A 20,838-nucleotide genomic window follows, 5' to 3' on the forward strand; every position below is an offset into this window, starting at 1 on the left:
CTGCGCGTTTCACCCGCGCTGCCCGCTCGCCGTCGAGCGCTGCCGCATCGACGTGCCGCCTTTGGTGCCAATGCCAGACGGACGCCTCGTCGCCTGTCATGTGCGCGCGCCGGCTACTGACATTCCCTGCTGTAGCGGCCAATCCTTCGCTCGGACATATGGCGGCGCCACCGGACCGTTTCACCCGGCAGCACATCTCTGAAGCGTGTCGCGTTCAATCGGCCTCATATCCGGCCGTACTGAAGTAGTTCCGGCATTCTGTGACGGAGAAGAGATTGCAGATGTCGCCGAGGACATCTGCAATCGTGTCGAAAATGCGGGCGGCCTGCTTGCGCAGGAGCGCCTTGAGCTTGGAGAACGCCTTTCGATTGATCGTGTGGATGGCTCCGCGGCGTCGCATAGCGTTGGGATGTCATCGTCCCACAGTTTCGTGTCGACCTCGCCAAGACAGTCTTTCAGGTCCACGGCGTTGATGAGAACGGGCGAATTCTCGCGCGTCGTCAATTGTGCCGCGGCTAGTTGCTTCCCTTCTTCGAAAGCGTCCCGCTGCCTGATCGGCATGGAAGCTTGCGCGCGCTCACATCGTTGGGGTCGCAGGCTTAAGGAGATGGAGCATGACCTTCGGCGGGTGCCGCCATCCTACGTCAAGCCTTACGTGAAGCGCGGAAAGACTGACGCTGCGGACGCGGCCGCCATATGTGAAGCTGTGACAGGCTCTCCATCCGGGCTGCCGAAGTTATGAGTGAGGAATGCTCATCGGTTCTCGTCCTGCATCGCACGCGAGATTTCCTGGTTTCGGCAACGCGATCCTGGCGGTCTTATTGCAGCGAACGGCGCCCAGAACGTCGATCAGCTGAGAGAGCCGCCCGCGTGCCGTTACGCCTGCTTTTTGCTCAGCTGGACGAGACGAACGGGCGTAACGAACAATTGTCCGGCGAAATCGAAGTGGCCAACCAGCGGAGCGAGGCGGGTCAGCGGCTGGCCACGATTCCAGGGGGCGGCGTCTCACTACGAAAATATCGCAGCGGCGAGGCCCTGACGTTGGTAACTGCGCTTCTGCGAAGGACTACGGCGCCTGGCTCGGCCTCACGGCGAAGCCGCACTTTACAGGTGGCAAGCAGAGGGTCAGACGGATGCGCGGGCCGGGATCGGACTGGTTGTGGGACATGCTGACGAGGAAAAAATGAATATCGTCGCCATTACTCTTGCTCACCACATGCAAGAACGATCTTCGCCGTCCTCTGGGATGGAACAAGCTATAAACCGCAGGTGCCCGTCGCCTCCTGATCGCTCAAGGAAGGGTCAGATGGCGAACTAACGGAGGCAAAGAGCTCAGGGCATCCCGATTAACACGAGGCACCCGGAGTGCGCTCGATTGAGCGGGACCTGTTCCGCCAAGCGGACATTCATCAGGGTGCGCAACGATCCGCTGCACATTCAGACGCCGTATACATGTCCGCAGCCGACCTGTTCACCAAAGATGATCAAAACCTCCTTGACCAGCCGGCGCCATCCATGAGGTCAGGCGAGCCGCCATCGACGCTCGACCGTTGCGCAACGTCGCGTGTAACTGCTCTTGGAAGTGATATTCAACTGCGCTTGTGGCGTGGCTAAGCTTTCCCTTTCGACGATTTCGATTTCCGCGTTTGCGAGCGGATCGGGTAGCCGCAGTAGGTATCGCCGGGAAGAATACGCCCACCTGCGCCGCCCCATTTAGGGCCGCTTGAAATGAGGACGGCGCCAGCGATCGTCCCTGTCGCCGAGCTTGCAGTCCCCTTACAGCTCTCCAGCTTTGAGTATGTTCTCGGCGCGACGCAACACAGGAGCGTCAATCATCTCTCCGTCCAAACCGAGGGCTCCGGCCCCACTCTCGCGAGCAGTTTCAGCCGCTTTGACGACCTGTGCAGCCCACTCGAGCTGCTCCTTGGACGGAGCAAAGCCTCTATTCGCGACGTCCACCTGATTGGGATGGATGCACAGCGTCCCTCTTAACCCTGCGTCATTCGATCGATTGACAAAAGAGCGGTATTTCTCGGTATCGCGAAACTCTGCAATTGATCCCAAGAGGCCGAGGGGCCGGACGCCGCGCAGCGCTGCAGCAAGGATAAGCCGATACTTCACTGCGACGACGGTTTCGGAGCGGGGATCGCAGCCGAGATCTGCAGCGAGGTCTTCATCACCGCATGCGATCGCGATCACGCGCGGAGAGGATGCGATCTCGTCCAGTCGGGCAACGGCGTTTGCTGTTTCGATGAGAGGCAATAGCTTTGTGTAGCCCGCAGACAAACCCAACAACGCTTCTCGTTCTTCGATCACCTCACTGAGAAAGGACAGATGCTCTGCGCTGGCAGATTTCGCCACAACGATCGCTTTGACATGCTCACAAACTGCGGCCTCGATATCGCGGACGGCCAACGACAAGGGTCGATTGATACGAACAAGGACGTCTCGCGAGCCAATACACAGGCTCGCGGCCACTCCTTGAACGGCAGAGCGCGCTTCAGCCTTTTGGGCTTCGAGAACAGCGTCCTCAAGGTCGAGAATGATGGCATCGGCTCGAGAAGAGCGCGCTTTTTCCGCGTAACGCGCATTATTTGCTGGAACGAAAAGAAGTGAGCGCCAGAAGGCGTCGTCAACATGGTTCGTCGCCATTGTTTTTCTCAAGTCCTCGTCGCGCGTCAAAATCCGCGGTATTGTTCATTTACCTTCGGCGATCGTCAAATATGGTTTGTCGCGACCAACCATCTGGTTCCCAGATGGAGCGCGAACGCTGCTCATGGCGATCTAGTAACGAAATGCTGAGGACAATAGACGATATTTGACCCATCACCCCAGCAAGAGGGCGCGGCGGCAAGAAATGCGATGGCGCAAACCCCCGCGAACTCGCGGATTGCAGCCTTCGGTCGGCGACCGATCTGTTAGGACACCGGACTCGTACAGTTTGCCAAGATCGGCATGTTCGCATGAATCGATAACGCTCAGAGCCTAACCGATCTGGTCAGCGAGGGCGTTCGCCAAGCCTACCTCGAGCCGAACAATTCGTTGCGGACGTCGGTCTTTTGGACCCGTTATCGACTCGAACAACTACAAGGGACAACGCCCGGGCGATCGTGCATGTGGAGCTCGTCCCGGGTAACAGCATCACATTCATCGTTGCCGCCAAGGGGGGGCGGTTCAGAGAACAAGGTTCGTTTCACAACGCTAAACCCTAGCGGCTCCGTCTCCGACTGATGACCGAAGAAGTCCTGAACGAGCCAATCGACATATTCGCGTTGCTCGCTCGTGGTTCGTCGAGCCCGGAAGAGGAGCTCCGCACCGGAGTCTACCAACGGATCAATGCACTGGGGATCGGTGCGCCGGGGTAGGGAAGGCTCACGACGGTCGGGGACGTGACGGTTGCGACTTTTCCCTCCCGGCGCCATTGAGAAACACCGCGCTCCGCATGTTCGCAATAGCCGCCGCGGCATGTCTCTGATTCAAAGGTGATCAATCGCCCGCGTCGTCACTTTTGAGGACCTTGGCATGGAGGCGATCCATGTGTTCGAGGTCCAGGACATGCCGGTGAAGATGGCTGTCAGAATGCAACTTTATCCACAAAAGCGGTCCAGCCGAATGGCGGCAGCGATCGCTGGCCGCCGACCCAGATAAAATTAGAGGGCAGGCTCAGGTTCAGGAAGAATCGCCCGCCATTTCCCATCTTGCGCAAGTTTTTGTACGACCTCCGGAACCAGCGCCCGCACCGCAGCCACTTCGATCGACCGCTCGTCTCTCGGATTCACTGCAAGGACGACGGTCCGCGTTATGACTGGGTCGACAATCCTCACGATTCGAACTTCGCCAAGAGAAGCCTCGCGTTGAATGGCCGACGGCGCGAGGATCGAGTAGGCTTTTCCATCCATCACCATGCTGATGATCGTCGACAGAGAATCTACCTCAAATCGCACATCAATCGTGCATCCATGCTGAGAGACCACGTCGGCCACAGAGCGCCGAACGTTGTTGACACGCATCGGAACAGCCAGCGGATAGGCGTGCAGATCAGCTAAACGAATGGAGCTTTCGAACGGGGGCTGGTTGGGGGGCACGATAAGGCAAAGCTCTTCTCGAGCTAGTACGGTGGAACTGCCCGGACTTTCGCTGGTCCTGTAGAGGATCGCGAGGTTGAAGCGACCAGCAGTCATCCACTCCTCGATCGGGCCACTCATGCCTTCGACAATCTTGAGCGAAACCTTTGGAAGCCGTTCTTTGGCCAAGGCGAGAAGCTCGGTCACCATAACGCGAGCTGCGCCCGATGGTATGCCGATCGTAACTTCCCCGGAGGGCGATTTCTTCTTGTTAGACAATTCCTCTTCCGCCAGGCTTGCCTGCCGCAAAATGATGTGCGCGTGATGCAGAAGCTTCGTGCCAGCGGCCGTAAGCGTCACTCCCGTTCGGTCGCGGATCAATAGTTGCGTGCCAAAACCTTCTTCCATCTGTCGGACATGAAGGCTGAGCGCACTCTGCGCAACATTGAGATTTGCTGCAGCTTTGGTGAAGCTACCTGCGTCCACCACGCCAACGAAATATTTAAGTTGTCTAAAGTCCACTTATGCATTCCCCTTGCGGGAGCCCCCAGGTACGGGATCCCGAACCGCTGTGTTTTCCAGCGTTAACTCCAACCATTATCTCGAAAAGAGATGGCTGAAAAGCAAAAAATGTATTGGAGCGTACGCGACGTCGTTGGGCATACTGCAGCGCGAGGGCTGAGCGATAGGCCATCGAGTGGAAGAGTTACGCGATTTCCTTGAAGTCGCTGCCATCCACGTGACGACGATGAACAAATGAGCGCGCAATGATAGCAACGGTCCCGACAGTAAAAGACGTTATTCTCGCACCGGGGAACGGTAGCTTCTTTTATGACGATCAAGCGGCGATAAGAGCCGGCGTCGCCAGTGACGGTTTTCGTTACATCGGGACGCCTTTGACACCCGGCTTCACCACTATCCGAATGCCTTCACGATCGCTTGGCATCGGCCTCGTGTTGTCGGACGGTGCGATCGTCTGGGGCGATATGATGAGCGTGCAGTATTCAGGCGCAGGCGGGCGCGATTCGCTTTTCCAGATTGATGCGATCGAAGCATTCACTCGATCCGTCATCATCCCCCGGCTTCTGACTGTCAACGTGTCGAGGTTTGTTGAAGCCTGCGGCCATGTCCTCGCCTATCACAGGGGCAAACGGCTTCCGCTTGCGATCGAGTACGGCGTGAGCCAAGCGCTGCTTAGCGCCGCTGCGCACGTCGCACGCACAACGCTCGCCGAAGTGATCTGCTCAGAATTCTGCCTGCCTTTGCCAGTGAGGCCGGTCCCTATCTATGCCCAGAGCGGAGACGCAAGGGAGATCAACGTCGATAAGATGATCCTCAAGTCGGTGGACGTGCTTCCTCATGGTCTGATCAACTCGCGCGAAAAGTTCGGCCCTTCAGGGGAGAGGTTTCGTGAGTTCGTCAAATGGGTTGCCAAGCGCATTAAGGAAATTGGAGAACCAGGCTATCATCCAATCCTACACTTTGACGTCTATGGCTGGATCGGCCTCGAAATCGGGATGGAGGCGGAGAAAATCGCCGATTTTGTCTGCAGGGTTGCAGACGACGTCCCAGGGTACCGCCTTCATATCGAATGCCCAGCAGATTTCGGATCAACCGATACGCAACTCGATGCGTATGCGGATATCGTATCGCTTCTCGACTCCCGCGGCTCGAATGCACGCATTGTCGTCGATGAGCATTGCAATACGCTTGACGACATTCGGGTCTTCGCGGAAGCGAGGGCCGCTCATCTAATTCAGATCAAGATGCCTGACGTCGGATCTATTGCCGATACAGCGCGGGGCGTGTTGGCCTGCAAGGAAGAAGGTATAGGAGCCTATGTTGGCGGAAGCTGCACCGAAACAGACTTGTCGGCGAGGGCTGCGGTGAACGTCGCGGTCGCTACCCAAGCTGACATGATCCTCGCAAAGCCCGGGATGGGCGTTGATGAGGGTATCTCCATCGTCGGCAATGAACAGAACAGGCTGCTCTCCATTCTTACCTACCGACGCTCTCAGAGTTTCATTCAGAGTGTTTGAGGCACCATCCGCATGAGCAAGGCTCTCGAAGGTATTACTGTTGTTGCTGTCGAGCAGGCCGTGGCGGCGCCCTACGCTTCTTCTCGGCTCGCCGATGCTGGCGCGCGCGTCATTAAAATCGAACGACCCGAGGGCGACTTTGCACGTAACTACGATAAGCTCGTTAAGGGACAGAGTGCGTATTTCGTGTGGTTGAACCGCGGAAAGGAATCGATCTGCCTCGACCTCACGGTAGAACACGATCGAGCACTTCTCGAGGCAATGATTGCTGCGGCTGATGTCTTCATCCAGAACCTCAAACCTGGCAGCATCAAAAAGCTTGGGTTCGGTTCCGCCGATCTTCGCAAGCGTTTTCACCGGTTGATAACTTGTGATATTTCCGGTTTTGGCGATGGCGGCGCCCTGTCGCATCTCAAGGCGTATGATCTTATCGTGCAGGCTGAGACCGGGCTTTGCGCGATCACTGGGACATCACACGGACCAGCGCGCGTTGGCGTCTCGGTCTGTGATATTTCGGCCGGCATGACCGCCCACAACGCCATCCTGCAGGCACTGTTCGAACGTGAGCGTACCGGACAGGGGACGAGTATCCAAGTCTCACTGTTCGATGCTGTTGCCGATTGGATGAATGTCCCGGTGCTGCAATTCGACTACAGCGCCTACGCCACAGCGAGGGCAGGGGTCAACCACCCCTCCCTGGCTCCTTACGGAGCCTACCGCTGCGCTGACGGAAAGGACGTCGTCTTCTCCGTCCAAAACGATCGCGAATGGGTGAACTTCTGTACAAAATTCTTGAAGCGGCCTGAACTCACGCGCCGTCCGGGTTTCGCTGACAATATGGAGCGTCTCAGTCACAGAGCTGGTTTGGACGAGATTGTTTCTGATCGGTTCACGCAAATGTCGAGCGAGGAGGCCATGAATGAACTCGAAATGGCGGGACTTGCGTACGGTCGTCTCAATCAAGTTGAGGATGTCTCGACGCATCCCCATCTGAGACGAGTGCCAGTGTCTACGCCGGAAGGGGACATTCAGGTAATTGCACCAGCTGCGATTTTCAATGGAGAAAAAGCGCCAACGTTTCAAGCCGTGCCCGCTCTCGGAGCGCATTCTGAGGCACTACGCAAAGAGTTCCGGTGCTCATCTGGCGCGCCGCTAGCAAGGAACACTACGCCGTGATAACAGACAATTATTGGATCACAGAGATAGATCGAAAAAATATCGACATTGAAATGTTCATCCGGTTCCCCTTTGATTTTAGAGCGGGTTGCGTTTAGTCGGTCCCATAACCGGCCGTATTGAAGTAGTTCCTGCGTTCTGAGACGGAGAAGCGATTGCAGATGTCACCGAGAGCGTCGGCGATGGCGTCGAAACTGCGGGCCGCCGCTTGCGCAGCAGCGCCTTGAGCTTGGAGAAGGCGGTCTCGATCGGGTTGAGGTCGGGTGATTAGGGCGGCAGGAAGAGAGAGACGCGCCTTTCGCCTTGACCATCTGTTCGGCTGGCTTTTGTGAAAGGCGACGCGGTCGAGAATGACGACGTCGCCAGGCGCCAGCGTCGGCGTGAGCTGCGTTCGATCCAGGTCTCGAAGATGCGCCTGTCATTGGCGCAGAGGATAAGGGGCGCGAGCAATCCATGCGACCTCAGGCCGGCGATAAAGGTCTGCGTCTTTCACGCGCCGAAGGAGGCGTGGCTGCGATAGTGCTGCCCTTTGGTGACCACCCGCGGCGCGTGGTCAGCTTGGTAATAGTCGAGGTCTCGTCGATAGAGATCAGTCGCGACAATGCCTTGTTGAAGAAGCACCGGCGTCGTCGGAGCCACAGTTCACGCGTCCGCGCGATCTTTGGGCGCTGATGTTCGCTTGCCTGCAGCTCTTCTCATGACTCAACCCAAGCCGATGGAGAAGAGGACCCGAAAGTGGAGCACGATGACACTGCGCCCGGCGTGTTCGACACGGAGTTCTTCGGCGCCTTATCGCGGAGCGATGCCTTGATCGATCGACGTCGAGCGATTATCGCGTCATCGCCGCAAACCGATGAAGCACATCGCCGAGCATGAAAAATGATTCAGCTTGGGGCATCTGGCAACCCGTCCGACGTTGTTTCCGAAGGCATTCAATCATCGTCTGGCAAATAGTGGGGGTCAGGCGGAAGGTTCATCCGAAGCTCCGGCCGACAGGTGCCTGGTGTGGAAGCCGCCGAAACTGATCTAGCCTCGTGGGAGAAACAGCCATATAAGCTGTTTTCCAGTGCTTATCCGCTTGACCGTAGGACATGAACGCAATGGATTTGCCCATAGCAAATGTCATCAAAGACAACTACGAGCACATGCCGCGGCAAATGAAGGTCGCCGCACGTTGGTTGGTTGATCATCCGACAGAGGTCGCATTGTTGTCTATGAGGGAGCAGGCGCGCAGAGCAGGAGTACCGGCGGCGACGCTAACACGGCTTGCAAAGCGCCTGGGCTTCGATGGCTTTGACGGCTTGAAGGAAATATTTGCGGGTGCCATCAGGGAACGGCCGGAAAGCTTCTCGGGGCGTGCAGAGGAACTACTGGCACGGCGAGAGGCCGAGGGCGATGCCGCCCTAATCGGCGATACAATCAATGCCTTGCACGGCCATCTCGCGGATCTCGCGCAGCCGTCCACAATTTCGGCGCTGGCAGCCGCCGCCGATCTCATGGTGGAGGCGCGACACATTTTTTGTCTCGGCCTGCGCTCTAGTTTTCCTGTAGCTTATCTCGTGCATTATGTCGGCTCATTGCTAGGCTCGACTACGGTGCTGATTGACGGGGTGGGCGGCACGGCCAGTGATGTGCTCCGGTCTGTCGGTCCTGGAGACGTTTTACTTGCGGTTACAGTTAGCCCCTACACCCGCTACACATTGCAGGCAGCCGAGTTTGCAGTCTCGCGCGGTGCGAAGTTGGTGGCCTTGACCGACAGCGAGCTATCGCCAATAGCAAAGCTTTCCGAAGTGCTGGTTTGTGTTCACACCGAGACGCCTTCGTTCTTTCATACCATGACTCCCGCATTCGCGGCGGCGGAGTGTCTCGTTGAACTGATTGCAGCCAAGCGCGGCAGCCCCGCGCTTGAAACCTTGGCGGCGAACGAAGCGCATCTCGCGGCTTTCGATACCTACGTCCTGCAGGCGCCGCGCAGAAGCGTGTCGTTATCGACGGAGGCACTGATTCAAAAGGCACCCCGCCGGTCAAAAAAGCGAGACGCTTGAGAGCGCGCGGCGCGCACCCCTGCCGAACAGAAGACCGCGGGATTGGCTTCAGGGGTTATGCATATCTCAACATCCAGCCAGGGCACTCAGTTGTGGTTTCGAATGGAGAAAAGGCGTATTCTATTCTTACCCCGTCGGCCAAGTCCGTACGGTGAAAATCATTGAGCAGCGATTACCCGTTCCGATGTGCTTGTCGTCGGTTCGAAGGATGAGCGCTCTCCAGCCGCGTCTGCGGTCCGCCAGCTGATCCCAAAATCGCCAGGACACGATCGAGAGTAGGCACGGGTCAGTCGCGGCTCCGGACTAGGCTTGGGCAGCACGTCTTTCAATCAAGTTGGAATGCACTCGCTCTTCCGCGGCTGCGGGAGCCGTATCAATCTAAAATCTAGATGGACCCCGACAATATTCCATATTTGACCCGCCCCGCCATCGGGGCGAAATTGACGGAAGAACGAGCGTAGCGGTTTGGGTTTGCACGGCGCTCGGATGGGCAAAAGTTCATACAGCTGGAGCATGCGATGTCCGACGCCACGAGCTACGAGCTCTTTATCAACGGTGTGTGGAGAGCCGGTGGTGACGGAATCACTCTGCCAGTAATCAATCCGGCGACGGAGAAGGTATTTGCCTCGGTAGCCTCGGCGACGGTATCGGATCTTGATGAGGCCCTCGCTTCGGCAGAACGCAGCCGCAGGGCTTGGTCTTCACGCCCTGCAAAAGATCGTGGTGAGATCCTTGTAGCAGCTGCAGGGATCTTGGCAGCAAAGCTTGGAACGGCAGCCAGGGACTTGTCGGCCGAACAGGGAAAGACGATCGCCGAAGCGACAGGTGAGTACGCACGAGCTGTCGAAACACTGGAGTGGAACGGCACGCACGCCGAAGCGCTGTCGGCCACTATTCCGATGGGTCCGAACCGGATGATTGTACCGGAGCCCCTTGGCGTCGTTGCTGCCCTGACGCCTTGGAACTATCCCGCCGTTCTCGTCGCCCGTAAGCTCGCCCCTGCTTTGGCGGCAGGCTGCCCGGTGATCCTCAAAGGGGCTGAAGAGACGCCAAGCGCGGCTGTCCATATCGTCGAAGCGCTGCGCCAAGCGGGTATCCCGGCCGGCGTGGTCAATCTCGTCTTTGGCGTGCCGGTCCAAATATCCCGGCATCTACTCAGCTCGCCGATTGTGAAGGTCTTGACTTTCACGGGCTCCACAGAGGTTGGAAGACAGCTCGCCAAGCTCGCCGCGAATAACTTGCAGCGGTGCATCCTTGAACTCGGGGGGCACTCTCCGGTCGTTGTATGCGAGGGTGCTGACCTCGCAAAAGCCATACCGGCGATCTCGGAATACAAGTTCGAGTGCGCGGGCCAGAGCTGCAACGCGCCCAGCAGGATTCTGGTCGCGCGAGCACTTTACAAGGAATTCCTGGCCCGGATGACGGAAACCACCCGAAAGATCAGGGTCGGCCCACCGGACGACCCGGAGACGGAGATGGGGCCGATGGCAAACGCGCGGCGAATAGAGGCAATGCAACGCTTAACCGAGAATGCGGTCGATCGCGGCGCCCGCATCGAGACCGGTGGCACCCGCCTCGATCGGCCGGGTTTCTACTGGCCGCCAACCATCCTGACAGGCGTGCCAAAGGATGCGAAAGTGCTTCATGAGGAGCCTTTCGGGCCAATCCTGACCGTGGCGCCGTTCGACACGATCGAGGAGGCGATCGAAGAGGCCAACGCCACCGAATATGGCCTGGCCGCCTACTTCTTCGCTGGCACCTCCGATGCGAAACGGGCGCTAGTCGGCGGTCTTTCGGTAGGCGCTGTCAGTGTAAATTACCTGAAAGGGGTTTCCGCAGATGCGCCTTATGGAGGCGTCAAACAAAGCGGCTATGGATATGAAGGGGGCGAGCAGGGGGTGCGGGGCTTCCAGAACCTGAAACTGGTCAACGGACTCGGGTCATTCGGATAAGATCTGGTGAATAGGAGAACACGTACCATTGCAGGCAAGGACATCACAAGGAGCGTCGCCGACGCTCTTCAGTACATCTCGTATTATCACCCTGCAGACTATATCCGCTACCTTTCGCAGGCATACGCGCGCGAACAGAGCCCAGCGGCGAAGAACGCCATCAGGCAAATCTTGCTGAATTCCCGCATGGCGGCCTTCGGGCGGCGCCCTATCTGCCAGGACACCGGCCTCGTGGTGGTCTTCGCAAAGGTCGGTATGGATGTCCGCATCAAGTCATCGGCCAGTTTCGCAGACCTCGTGAATGATGGCGTCCGTCGGGCATACCTTAATCCGGACAACCCCCTTCGGGCATCGATCGTTGCGGATCCGCTCTCCGGGCGGGTCAACACCCGTGACAATACGCCGGCGGTCATCCACGTGGACCTCGTGCCCGGTAACCGGATCGAGATTACCATTGCCGCAAAAGGCGGTGGGTCGGAAAACAAGGCGCGTTTTACCACCTTGAACCCCAGTGCCTCCGTTGCCGACTGGGTGGTCGACACCGTTTCGAGCCTTGGCAGCGGATGGTGTCCGCCCGGCCTGATCTCGATCGGCATCGGTGGCAGCGCTGAAAAGGCCATGCTGCTGGCGAAGGAGGCCATGAACGAGCCCATTGATATGTCGGAACTGATCGCCAGGGGGCCTTCAAGCGCGGAGGATGCACTGCGGATTGAGCTTTATGAACGGATAAACGCGCTAGGCATCGGCGCGCAGGGTCTTGGTGGTTTGACGACAGTCGTTGATGTCAAGGTTGCGACCTATCCTACGCATGCGGCGTCCATGCCCGTGGCACTCATCCCGCAATGCGCCGCCAATCGGCATTTGAAGTTTACCTTGGACGGCTCTGCACCCATCAGGCTTGAGCCGCCCGACTTGCGCGAATGGCCCGAGATTAGGACCGAGGACTTGAACCCAGCCGGGGTCCGACGGGTTAATCTCGATACGCTTACGAAAGAAGAGACGGCATCGTGGCGCTGCGGGGAAACTCTTCTTTTGTCCGGGAGGATGCTGACGGGCCGCGATGCCGCCCACAAACGAATGGTCGACCTGATCGATGCTGGTAAGCCGCTTCCAGTCGATCTGCGGGGACGCGTGATCTACTATGTCGGTCCAGTGCGCGCGGTGAGCGATGAGGTCGTTGGGCCGGCTGGCCCGACAACCTCCACCCGCATGGACGGTTTTACTGAAAAGATGCTCGCTGGAACGGGGCTCTTTGCGATGGTGGGTAAGGCGGAGAGGGGACCAGCGGCCATCGAGTCGATTGTTAGACACAAAGCGCCCTATCTCATAGCAGTGGGTGGTGCTGCGTATCTGATTTCAAAATCGATCAAAGCGGCGCGGATCGTTGCCTTTGAAGACTTGGACATGGAAGCCATCTATGAATTCGAGGTGCAGGACATGCCGGTCATTATGGCTGTCGATGTTAAGGGAAACTCCATTCACAATTCTGGGCCTCTTGAGTGGCGTAAACGCATGGCGGCCGACAGCATCGCACGCAACATCGGCGTTTGAGTATTCCAGCCTTAGCATCAACCCAGAACGCATGTCGCGACATCGGGCTGAGCGCTGGATTAAGGGCGATAACGGTAACACGAGCGGCATTTTTTGGTGCCAGCTGCTCGGCGAACCAGAGAAAAAAGCCTTCAATTCATCTCGAAGCCAAATGCGCCGATGTAAACACTGAATCGATCATGCTGTTCCACGCGATCGATGCTCAGGTGCTGTCGGGGGTGCCAATCAGGTAGAGCAGCGGAGCGTCAGAAAAATGCGCTATCTATTTACGACCAGGTCGCCGCCGAAGGCCACGATATCTCTTCAGTTGTGTCATCGCCGCTCCGTTAGGCGACGGGCGACAGCCAACATGGTTCGAGCTCTCTCACTTCGACAGCCCCTCTGGCGAACTGCGGTAGAATGGATGCCATCCACTATATTCGGTCGCTTCGATTATAGAATCGGTTGGCACCAATTGCTGTCGACCACCGCTTGAGAGCAATAGGTCATGAAGGCGAAACCCGACGCTGTGCGACTAGACGCTTGGGACGTCCGTATTCTCTCAGAGATTCAGTCAGACGGTCGGATTTCGAAAAGCGAGCTCGCAAAACGTGTTCACCTTTCAGCTTCGGCCTGTTCAGAGCGGCTCCGTGTGCTCCAGGCCGCAGGGATTATTGAGGGGTTCTACGCGCGATTAAGTCCAGCCCTCGTCGGAGGCATGGCTTTTGTGATTGTGGAGGTGGTGCTGGATCGCCATCGTCTCGAGGACCAACGACACTTCGAGGCTGCGATCCAACACATTCCGGAAATCCTCGACTGCTGGGCTATAGGGGGGCGCATTGATTATCTGATGCGCGTCGCGTCTTCTTCTATGGCTGCGTATCAGGATTTCATGGAGGGACTGCTGCAGGCAGGCTTGGGTGTCAATCAATACTACAGCCTTGTCGTCACGAAACCAGTGAAATCCAATTCACCAATCCCCCTGTCCGCATTAAGACAGCGGTAAACTCCCGAAGCCTTGGTTTCCACGGCGATCGGCGCCGATTCCGCGAATTCGTCGGCTAAGGAGGTGCATTTCCGCGAAACTCGAGAGGTATTTGCCGGTATGTTAATTATTAAAGGGACGGCTGGCCGAGTGTTCTCAGCCGACAGATCGCGAGGAGAGGAACGATGGGGTTGAGCAATTTGGGAACGGAGCAACTCCGGGAGAAGGATCGAAGCTTCGTATTTCATCCGTCCACGCACTTAGCCAAGCATAGCCGCGGCGAGACGCCAAACCGGATTATGGCAGGTGCAGAAGGCGTGTACATCTGGGATACGGACGGCCGAAAGAGCCTTGACGGTTTCGGCGGGCTGTACTGCGTCAATATGGGGTATGGATGCACGGAGATTGCTGAGACCATCGCGCGGCAAGCGCACGAGTTGCCGTTCGCCCATGTCTATGCGAGCCAAGGAACCGAGCCGGTCGCCCTCTTGGCAGAGGCCGTGGTCGAATATTTCGGACAGAACATGCGGAGGGTCTATTTTGGCCTCTCAGGGTCCGACGCCAACGAAACTAATATCAAGCTCGTCTGGTACTACAACAACATTCTTGGTCGCCCTGAAAAAAAGAAAATCATCTCGCGGCGTCGCGGATATCACGGGTCCGGGCTGGTCACCGGCAGTCTGACAGGCCTTCCGTTCTTTCACGATTTCTTCGACCTGCCTCTGGATTTGGTGCGCCATACGACGACGCCGCACCATTACCGCCAGGCGCATGATGGCGAGAGCGAGGAAGCGTTCTCGAGGCGCTGTGCCAACGAACTTGAAGCTCTCATCCTCGCTGAAGATCCGGAGACGGTTGCAGCTTTCATCGGAGAGCCGGTACTTGGGACCGGGGGCATCGTGCCACCTCCAACGGGATACTGGGCCGCCATACAGGAGATCCTTGACAAATACGATATTCTGCTAATCGCGGATGAAGTGGTCTGCGGCTTCGGGCGAACCGGTGAGAAATTCGGTTCCCATCTCTATGGCATGCGTCCGGATTTCGTAACGATCGCCAAGGGCTTGAGTTCAGCCTACCTGCCCATCTCCGGGTCAATTATCGGCGACCGCGTCTGGTCGGTCCTGGAAGAAGGAACGGAGAAGCACGGCCCACTCGGCCATGGCTGGACATATTCCGGTCACACGCTTTGCGCGGCGGCCGCACTTGCCAATATCAAATTACTAAAGGAAAGAAACATCTTGGAGCATGTTCGGGATGTCGGACCGTACTGGCATGCCCGCATGAAAGCCGAACTGGAGGGACATCCCATTGTTGGCGAGGTTCGCGGCGTCGGCATTTTATCCGCGGTGGAGCTGATGCGGGATCCTAAAGGGCGGGTACCATTTGGACCCGGACTTCAGGTCGGCGTGCGCGCCGCCGCTGCTCTGTTTGAGAATGGTGTAATCGGCCGGGCTATGCCACATGGCGATATCCTCGGCTATGCCCCACCACTGATCATTACCCGAAAAGAGATCGACATCATCGTCGATGCGACTGCGAAATCGGTCGATACTACCTATCGGGAGCTGAAGGCGGAGGGCGCGGTATAATCTGACGGAATCCAGAGCGAGCTCGCTCTCAAGCCCATACCCTGCCGCAGCCGTCTGGTCGCCACGCAGCAGCGACCTAAGCGGGGCGCGCCCTGCCGGTGCCCCTACCACCGGCAGCAGGGCGATGTTCGCAAAATGCTAGATGACGGCCGGAGTTCCATAAGATAGATTATGCGACGTTATAACATAACGATACTTCCCAAGTCAGCCGCAAGTTCGGAAACATGCCGGAAGAACGTGCTCAGAAGGTTTATGAAACCATGCGCAGACAGCTACTCAATTTTGACACTTTTCAACCGAAAAAGAATGAAGCGCCGCAATCGTGTCTGGCAAAGCTCTGCACTGGCCGCAGAATAGGCATCGTCGTGTGCATTGAATACTTGCGACCGGAGCAGCGGCGATGATCGCCACCATGTTCCGGCTTTACGACGTGTCGCTTGATGGTTCGTTGAGCGGCCGCAAGTCGCACCTAGAGCGCGAACAGGCGATCGCCGTCGATGACTTGTTGGAGTACAACACCTTTGTTCCCGTCGGTCATGAGGGCGGGCCCTATCGTCTCAGCCTTGCATTGGCAGATGAACGCCTGGCGCTGCATATCTCGACGGAGAACGGCGCGCATGTGGTGAGGCACTCCTTGTCGCTCACTTCGTTCCGTCGGCTGTTCAAGGACTACTTCCTGATCTGCGAAAGCTATGACGACGCCTTGACACACCCGAACGCGCAAAGGCTCGAAGCAATCGACAGGGGCCGTCGGGTAATTCATGACGATGCCTCGGACCTACTTCGAGCGCGGCTCGCACCGAAGGTTGCAGTTGACAAAAGCACCGCTCGGCGGCTGTTCACGTTGATCTATGCGCTCTTTGCAGAACGCCACCCGGCAGCGGTTCCGGAAGTGCCACAGCCCGGCCTGAGGAAGCTCTGCACCGGTGCTGGAGTGGGCGTCGCCATCGGCATTGAAGCCTCGCGAGCGGAGCAACGTCGATGAGTGCCGCCGCGTTTCGACTGGGCCATGTGACGCTTGACGGCTCGTTCAGCAGCCGCAATCCCCACTTCGAGAGGGAACGCGCCATTGCCGTCTACGAACTGCTCGAGAAGAACACCTTCATTCCGGTCGGTCATGACGGCGGGCCCTATCGCCTCAGCCTCGCCTTGGCGGGGGCGCAGCTAGCATTGCATATCTCAACCGAGACGGGAGCGCATGTCATGAGCCATTTTCTGTCGCTCGCTCCCTTCCGCGGGCTGCTCAAGGACTACATCCTGACCTGCGAGAGTTTCTACGACGCCATGCCGGGCGCGAGCCCCGCCAGGTTCGAAGCAATCGACATGGGCCGTCGTGCCATTCACAACGACGCCGCCGAAGTGCTGAGAGGGCGGCTCTCGGCCAAGGTGATCGTCGACAAAGACACCGCCCGACGGCTGTTCACGCTGATCTACGTGCTGCTCATGCGACGATCGCCGGGCGCACCCTCCAATAATGACAACGAAGGCGCAGCCCCACGCCATCAATTGGGACCGAGTCTCGGATTGACTAAAAGGGAGCATAGCGGATGAGTGTGCTCAGAAGTATTAGCTTCGAAGCCGATATGCGTGATGCGATCCTGCGCAATCTTCACGCTGTCGAACCGAATTGGCGGTGGACGATCCCTACCCATTCGGATGAGGATTGCTCACTCAGGTTCAGCCGGCAAGATCTTCACACAAGCTCGATTGCGACCGCCGACCATTCCGTCAACATCGGCGCCGTGGCCAGACGAAACATGGCGCGCGTCAGCATCTATTTCGTGCTCACAGGCGCGATGGAAATTCGTGATCGCACGGCGCGCAAGATTCTATCCATCCACGCGAACCACGTTGCAAGTGTCTGCGAAAGTTCAGGAAAACGACTGACTATCGAAGCTCACAGTTCGTGGTTGGCGTTCCACATTCCCGAGCCTACTCTGCGGCGACACTTTGAGGACCTGACCGGTCGGCCATTTATGCAGGAATTCGTGCTGCCGCCGACCAATTTTTGCGAGGGCGATGGGCAGGGCCTTTATCAAACCCTCCGACAGGCAGCAGAGGATCTTTCTTCCGCGTCTCCCGAAGAGAGACCGATGTTGGCAAAAGCCTATCAACAGTTGGCGCTGGCGAAGCTGTTTGCGAAGACGCCGCACAACCTCGCCGAGGCATTCCGGCGCGGAACTCTGTCGGATGCACCAAGGCAACTCCTCAAGGCCGAAGCCTTCATGCGGGAGAACTTGTCCAATCCGATAACCATCGACGATCTCGCGGTCGCTGCAGGCTGCAGCCCGCGGGCGCTGCAGAGGATGTTCCGCAGCCATCGCGGCGACTCGGCCATTGGCATTCTCTGCAGCTACAGGCTGGCTGCAGCGCATGGCGCAATCAAGGCCGGCCGAACGGCGAGCATAACCGATTTGGCGATGAGCCTTCAGTTTTCCAATCCCAGTCGTTTCTCGGTTCTCTACAGGAGCGCCTACGGCTGCAGTCCCTCCTCCGCCCTGCGCTTCGCACGCGATGAGGGCAAGATGGAGAATGCTGAAAGCGATGAACGCTGATGAAAAAAGACGGACCTGGATCTCGCTATGTGGAAGCCGATTGCAGTGAAGCGCACGACCGAGGTCTCTTCGGTCGAGACGTGCAAGTGTTCGTTACATACCGGCAAAATGATCCATGCCGAGCAACCGATTGATCCTGAACATACTTCGACCCTAAGTGTGGCGACTCTTTCCCCGTCCTCTCAGGGTCATTCGGCTGTCGTTGAACCTGTTTCAACGGCAGCCGCTTTTTCTCCAATTTCTGCGTGTGTCAATGAAATGGCGTGTGTGCCAGATCGGCCGGATCGGACAGCGATACCGCGGCGGGTCCCGGGAGCGCCAGGACCTTTCCGTCGCCCGACCCCTCCCAGGGCGACCTGGCTGTCGTCGAACACGCTTCGGCGGCAGCCACCTTTTTCTCAATGCCGCACAAGGTGCGGCTGCGGACTCTACAGCAATCGCATGAGGCGTGACGCGCAGCGGCGACGGTTTCTACTGCCAGTACTACGGGCTTGCGACTGTGTGCCGTGTCGCTTGATGGTGACTTGAACAGTCAGGCCAATCCGCAGCTGAAGTGGGAACAGGCCATCTTCGATCTTCTGGACAAGAACACATTCACGCCAGTCGGACATGGCGGTGGACCCTATCGCCTTTGCCTTGCCCTGGCGAACGCGCGCCTGGTGATGACCATCATGACCGACAAAGGGGAGCATGTCGCGAGTCACCACTTGTCGCTTACGCAATTCCGCCGGTTGCTCAAGGACTACGCGCTTGTCTGCGACAGCCACTACGACGCCATGGCGCGCGCGAACCCTGAAAGGCTCGAGGCGATCGATATGGGACGGCGAGCCATTCACAACGAGGCTGCGGAACTGCTGAAAGAGCGCCAGTCGTCAAAGGTTGCCGTTGACGCCGATACCGCCCGTCGGTTGTTCACATTGATCCATGTCTTGCTCATGCACAGCAAAGATCATGGCGGACGAATACAGGATCCGGCATGATGGATTGGAAGAAATGGACCAAAATTACCGAGTTTCGGGAAGTTTCTAGTGTCTGGCGGCGTTTCCCGATGACCGCCGCGAATCCGAAACTCTCGCCGGGCAATCCGCTATTCCTCAGATCCGCACACTTCAAACTGGGGATGCCGGTCTGCCGCAGCTTCAAGGCGGCACACCTGCGGCTTACTCACCCCCACAGCGGCGCTATCAGTTGAGCCCATAGATCCAGAGCGAGCCCGACAAATGACCATGGCGGCCAAGGAAGACTCCACAACGCTAATGGCGCCCCTGAAGAATGCGACCTTCCGGTCGATCTGCTGGCGACCCAAGTGTCGAGCCTCGACTGGCTGATGGAGACGGTGGCGCTAAGCTGGCTCATGGCGACAATCTCGACGTCAGACACATTGGTCGCGTTGGTTCAGGCCTCATCGACCTTACCGGCGTTCTTCATGGCTATCTTTGTCGGAGCCATAGCCGACAATTTCAGCCGGCGCACGATCATGATTATCGGCCGCAGCCTGATGATGACGGCTTCCGCGGTGCTGACTGTTCTCATGGCCCTCGGCGTGACGGACCCGTGGATCATACTCGGCTTCAGTTTTATGCGGGATCGCGCTCAACGATCCGACCTGGCAGGCCTCCATTGGCGACATTGTCGAGCGGCGAGACCTGCCATCCGCCGTTACCCTTATGTCCGTCGGGTTCAATACGATCCGAAGCGTAGGTCCGGCACTGGGCGGTATCGTCGTCGCCTCCTTCGGGCCGCTGGTCGCCTTTGGGCTTACGACCCTCGGCTTTGTTCCCCCGCTCGCCGCTCTGTGGCGCAACAGCTGGAAGGTCCGCTCCTCACCCCTGCCCCGCGAATCCCTGGCGACCGCGATCTATGACGGGCTGCGTTTCACGGCCATCTCTTCGGAAATCAAGGCGACCATCGCGCGGGGAGCCCTGTTCGGTCTTGCCAGCATTTCGATATTGGCACTCCTGCCCCTGGTGGCCCGTGACCATTTGAAGGGCGGTCCCATCGCCTATGGCATTCTGATGGGGGCTTCGGCGCCGGCGCCCTGTTGGCGGGCCTTACAAACGCATCGCTCAGGGGGACGCTCACGCAGGAGCGCTTGATAGTCCTCGCCTGCCTTGCTTGTGCGATATGCTCGTTTTCGATCACGTTGACCTCGTCGCTTGTGATCGCAACGGTCTCGCTGGCTGCCGCCGGCGCCGGCTGGGTGACGGCGTGGTCCGGCCTTAGCATGATTGTTCAGCTGGCAAGTCCACGCTGGATCACCGGTCGCACCATCTCGATCTATAGCGCGTTCACATATGGCGGTATTGCTGGCGCGGTCGCGGAAAGTTATTCGCTCGCCATCGCGTTGCCGTGGTCTTCAGGTACAACATTGCTGGTCGGCGCTCTCGGGCTGAAACTGCCGATCAGCAACCGGTCGACTTCTCCTCAGTTCATGCGCCTTTGTCGAGGCCTACGCATGGGCCGTGCCAAAGGAGAAATCGTTCTCAAACAATATGATAGCCCTAACACTGCTATGTCACTTGTCCGACATTTGCCGGGCGTCCGACAATTGAACGCGCTGTCAATCGGCCGTTCAATTGCGGATCGCTCTCAAGCATCTGCCGCATCATCGACAGGTTCATCGGTCAAAAAACCGGGGAATCGACCCTCTTCGCCTCATGCTGAGCGTAGTCGATAGGGTCCTCGTCGAGGCTGACTTCCTTGCCGAGCCATGCGAACGTAAGCTCCACGACCCAGCGGCGCGGCAGGACTTCTAAGCCCTTGGCAGTGTTCATGCCACATATGCGCGATTGCGGGGTATGCCCTACCCTAGCGCGGGGCACCTACACCTGCTGTCGGTTTTGTCGCGTCGGCAGCACAGTGGTGTTCGGCTTGCTTTTTGCTGCATTCTCATTAAGCCA

General features: G+C 58.0%; 16 protein-coding genes and 4 pseudogenes. 16 read left to right on the forward strand and 4 right to left on the reverse strand.

What is annotated here, in order from left to right; translation table 11 throughout:
* Nucleotides 1–202 (forward strand): annotated as a pseudogene (locus ACFHWW_RS02905) (hypothetical protein); the annotation flags it as partial.
* A gap of 12 nt (nucleotides 203–214) precedes the next feature.
* On the opposite strand, the gene ACFHWW_RS02910 reads toward ACFHWW_RS02905, so the two are convergent.
* Entirely contained in the window at nucleotides 215–400 is a 186-nt protein-coding gene (locus ACFHWW_RS02910; protein ID WP_379937243.1) for a hypothetical protein, read from the reverse strand.
* Between the two features lie 14 nt (nucleotides 401–414).
* Here ACFHWW_RS02910 and ACFHWW_RS02915 point away from each other — a divergent pair.
* Nucleotides 415–1,287 (forward strand): annotated as a pseudogene (locus tag ACFHWW_RS02915) (transposase).
* A 489-nt stretch (nucleotides 1,288–1,776) separates the two neighbouring features.
* Here ACFHWW_RS02915 and ACFHWW_RS02920 read toward each other — a convergent pair.
* Entirely contained in the window at nucleotides 1,777–2,652 is an 876-nt protein-coding gene (locus ACFHWW_RS02920; protein WP_379937245.1) for an HpcH/HpaI aldolase/citrate lyase family protein, read from the reverse strand.
* Between the two features lie 870 nt (nucleotides 2,653–3,522).
* On the opposite strand from ACFHWW_RS02920, the gene ACFHWW_RS02925 reads away from it, so the two are divergent.
* Complete coding sequence (locus tag ACFHWW_RS02925) at nucleotides 3,523–3,648, forward strand: hypothetical protein (RefSeq protein ID WP_379937246.1); 126 nt, start codon at nucleotides 3,523–3,525, stop codon at nucleotides 3,646–3,648.
* A gap of 2 nt (nucleotides 3,649–3,650) precedes the next feature.
* On the opposite strand, the gene ACFHWW_RS02930 is transcribed toward ACFHWW_RS02925, so the two are convergent.
* Entirely contained in the window at nucleotides 3,651–4,586 is a 936-nt protein-coding gene (locus tag ACFHWW_RS02930; RefSeq protein WP_379937247.1) for a LysR family transcriptional regulator, read from the reverse strand.
* 245 nt (nucleotides 4,587–4,831) lie between these two features.
* Here ACFHWW_RS02930 and ACFHWW_RS02935 point away from each other — a divergent pair, with 245 nt between their 5' ends.
* The 13 genes and pseudogenes from ACFHWW_RS02935 to ACFHWW_RS02995 all read left to right on the forward strand — a co-directional run bounded on the left by ACFHWW_RS02935 (nucleotide 4,832) and on the right by ACFHWW_RS02995 (nucleotide 20,615).
* Nucleotides 4,832–6,103: a methylaspartate ammonia-lyase gene (locus ACFHWW_RS02935; RefSeq protein WP_379937248.1), complete on the forward strand. Its 1,272-nt coding sequence runs from the start codon at nucleotides 4,832–4,834 to the stop codon at nucleotides 6,101–6,103.
* Nucleotides 6,104–6,115: 12 nt separating this feature from the next.
* A complete protein-coding gene (locus tag ACFHWW_RS02940) occupies nucleotides 6,116–7,279 on the forward strand; it encodes a CaiB/BaiF CoA transferase family protein (protein ID WP_379937249.1) in 1,164 nt (387 codons plus the stop codon).
* Between the two features lie 1,100 nt (nucleotides 7,280–8,379).
* Nucleotides 8,380–9,324 (forward strand): MurR/RpiR family transcriptional regulator, encoded by a 945-nt coding sequence (locus ACFHWW_RS02945; protein ID WP_379937250.1) that lies wholly within the window; start codon nucleotides 8,380–8,382, stop codon nucleotides 9,322–9,324.
* Nucleotides 9,325–9,842: 518 nt separating this feature from the next.
* Nucleotides 9,843–11,276 carry an NAD-dependent succinate-semialdehyde dehydrogenase gene (locus ACFHWW_RS02950; RefSeq protein ID WP_379937252.1) on the forward strand — a complete coding sequence of 478 codons (1,434 nt, stop codon included), beginning with the start codon at nucleotides 9,843–9,845 and terminating at the stop codon, nucleotides 11,274–11,276.
* A gap of 6 nt (nucleotides 11,277–11,282) precedes the next feature.
* Nucleotides 11,283–12,827: a fumarate hydratase gene (locus ACFHWW_RS02955; RefSeq protein WP_379937253.1), complete on the forward strand. Its 1,545-nt coding sequence runs from the start codon at nucleotides 11,283–11,285 to the stop codon at nucleotides 12,825–12,827.
* Between the two features lie 487 nt (nucleotides 12,828–13,314).
* A complete protein-coding gene (locus ACFHWW_RS02960; RefSeq protein WP_379937254.1) occupies nucleotides 13,315–13,812 on the forward strand; it encodes an Lrp/AsnC family transcriptional regulator in 498 nt (165 codons plus the stop codon).
* A 164-nt stretch (nucleotides 13,813–13,976) separates the two neighbouring features.
* On the forward strand, nucleotides 13,977–15,383 hold the full coding sequence (locus ACFHWW_RS02965; RefSeq protein WP_379937255.1) for an aminotransferase: 1,407 nt from the start codon (nucleotides 13,977–13,979) through the stop codon (nucleotides 15,381–15,383).
* Nucleotides 15,384–15,783: 400 nt separating this feature from the next.
* Nucleotides 15,784–16,368: a UPF0262 family protein gene (locus ACFHWW_RS02970; protein ID WP_379937256.1), complete on the forward strand. Its 585-nt coding sequence runs from the start codon at nucleotides 15,784–15,786 to the stop codon at nucleotides 16,366–16,368.
* Complete coding sequence (locus tag ACFHWW_RS02975; protein ID WP_379937257.1) at nucleotides 16,365–16,934, forward strand: UPF0262 family protein; 570 nt, start codon at nucleotides 16,365–16,367, stop codon at nucleotides 16,932–16,934. Before ACFHWW_RS02970 ends, ACFHWW_RS02975 begins: the two co-directional genes overlap by 4 nt.
* Complete coding sequence (locus ACFHWW_RS02980) at nucleotides 16,931–17,938, forward strand: helix-turn-helix transcriptional regulator (RefSeq protein ID WP_379937258.1); 1,008 nt, start codon at nucleotides 16,931–16,933, stop codon at nucleotides 17,936–17,938. The genes ACFHWW_RS02975 and ACFHWW_RS02980 overlap by 4 nt, the downstream gene beginning before the upstream one ends.
* Before the next feature lie 491 nt (nucleotides 17,939–18,429).
* On the forward strand, nucleotides 18,430–18,918 hold the full coding sequence (locus ACFHWW_RS02985; protein ID WP_379937259.1) for a UPF0262 family protein: 489 nt from the start codon (nucleotides 18,430–18,432) through the stop codon (nucleotides 18,916–18,918).
* Nucleotides 18,918–19,130: a hypothetical protein gene (locus ACFHWW_RS02990; protein WP_379937260.1), complete on the forward strand. Its 213-nt coding sequence runs from the start codon at nucleotides 18,918–18,920 to the stop codon at nucleotides 19,128–19,130. The genes ACFHWW_RS02985 and ACFHWW_RS02990 overlap by 1 nt, the downstream gene beginning before the upstream one ends.
* 162 nt (nucleotides 19,131–19,292) lie before the next feature.
* Nucleotides 19,293–20,615 (forward strand): annotated as a pseudogene (locus tag ACFHWW_RS02995) (MFS transporter).
* A 1-nt stretch (nucleotide 20,616) separates the two neighbouring features.
* Here the strand turns inward: ACFHWW_RS02995 and ACFHWW_RS03000 are convergent.
* A pseudogene (locus ACFHWW_RS03000) lies at nucleotides 20,617–20,703 on the reverse strand (IS5/IS1182 family transposase); the annotation flags it as partial.
* Nucleotides 20,704–20,838: the final 135 nt, after the last annotated feature.

It is taken from the genome of Sinorhizobium sp. P24N7 (assembly GCF_042436655.1).
In the GTDB taxonomy this organism is placed as follows: Bacteria; Pseudomonadota; Alphaproteobacteria; order Rhizobiales; family Rhizobiaceae; genus Sinorhizobium; species Sinorhizobium meliloti_A.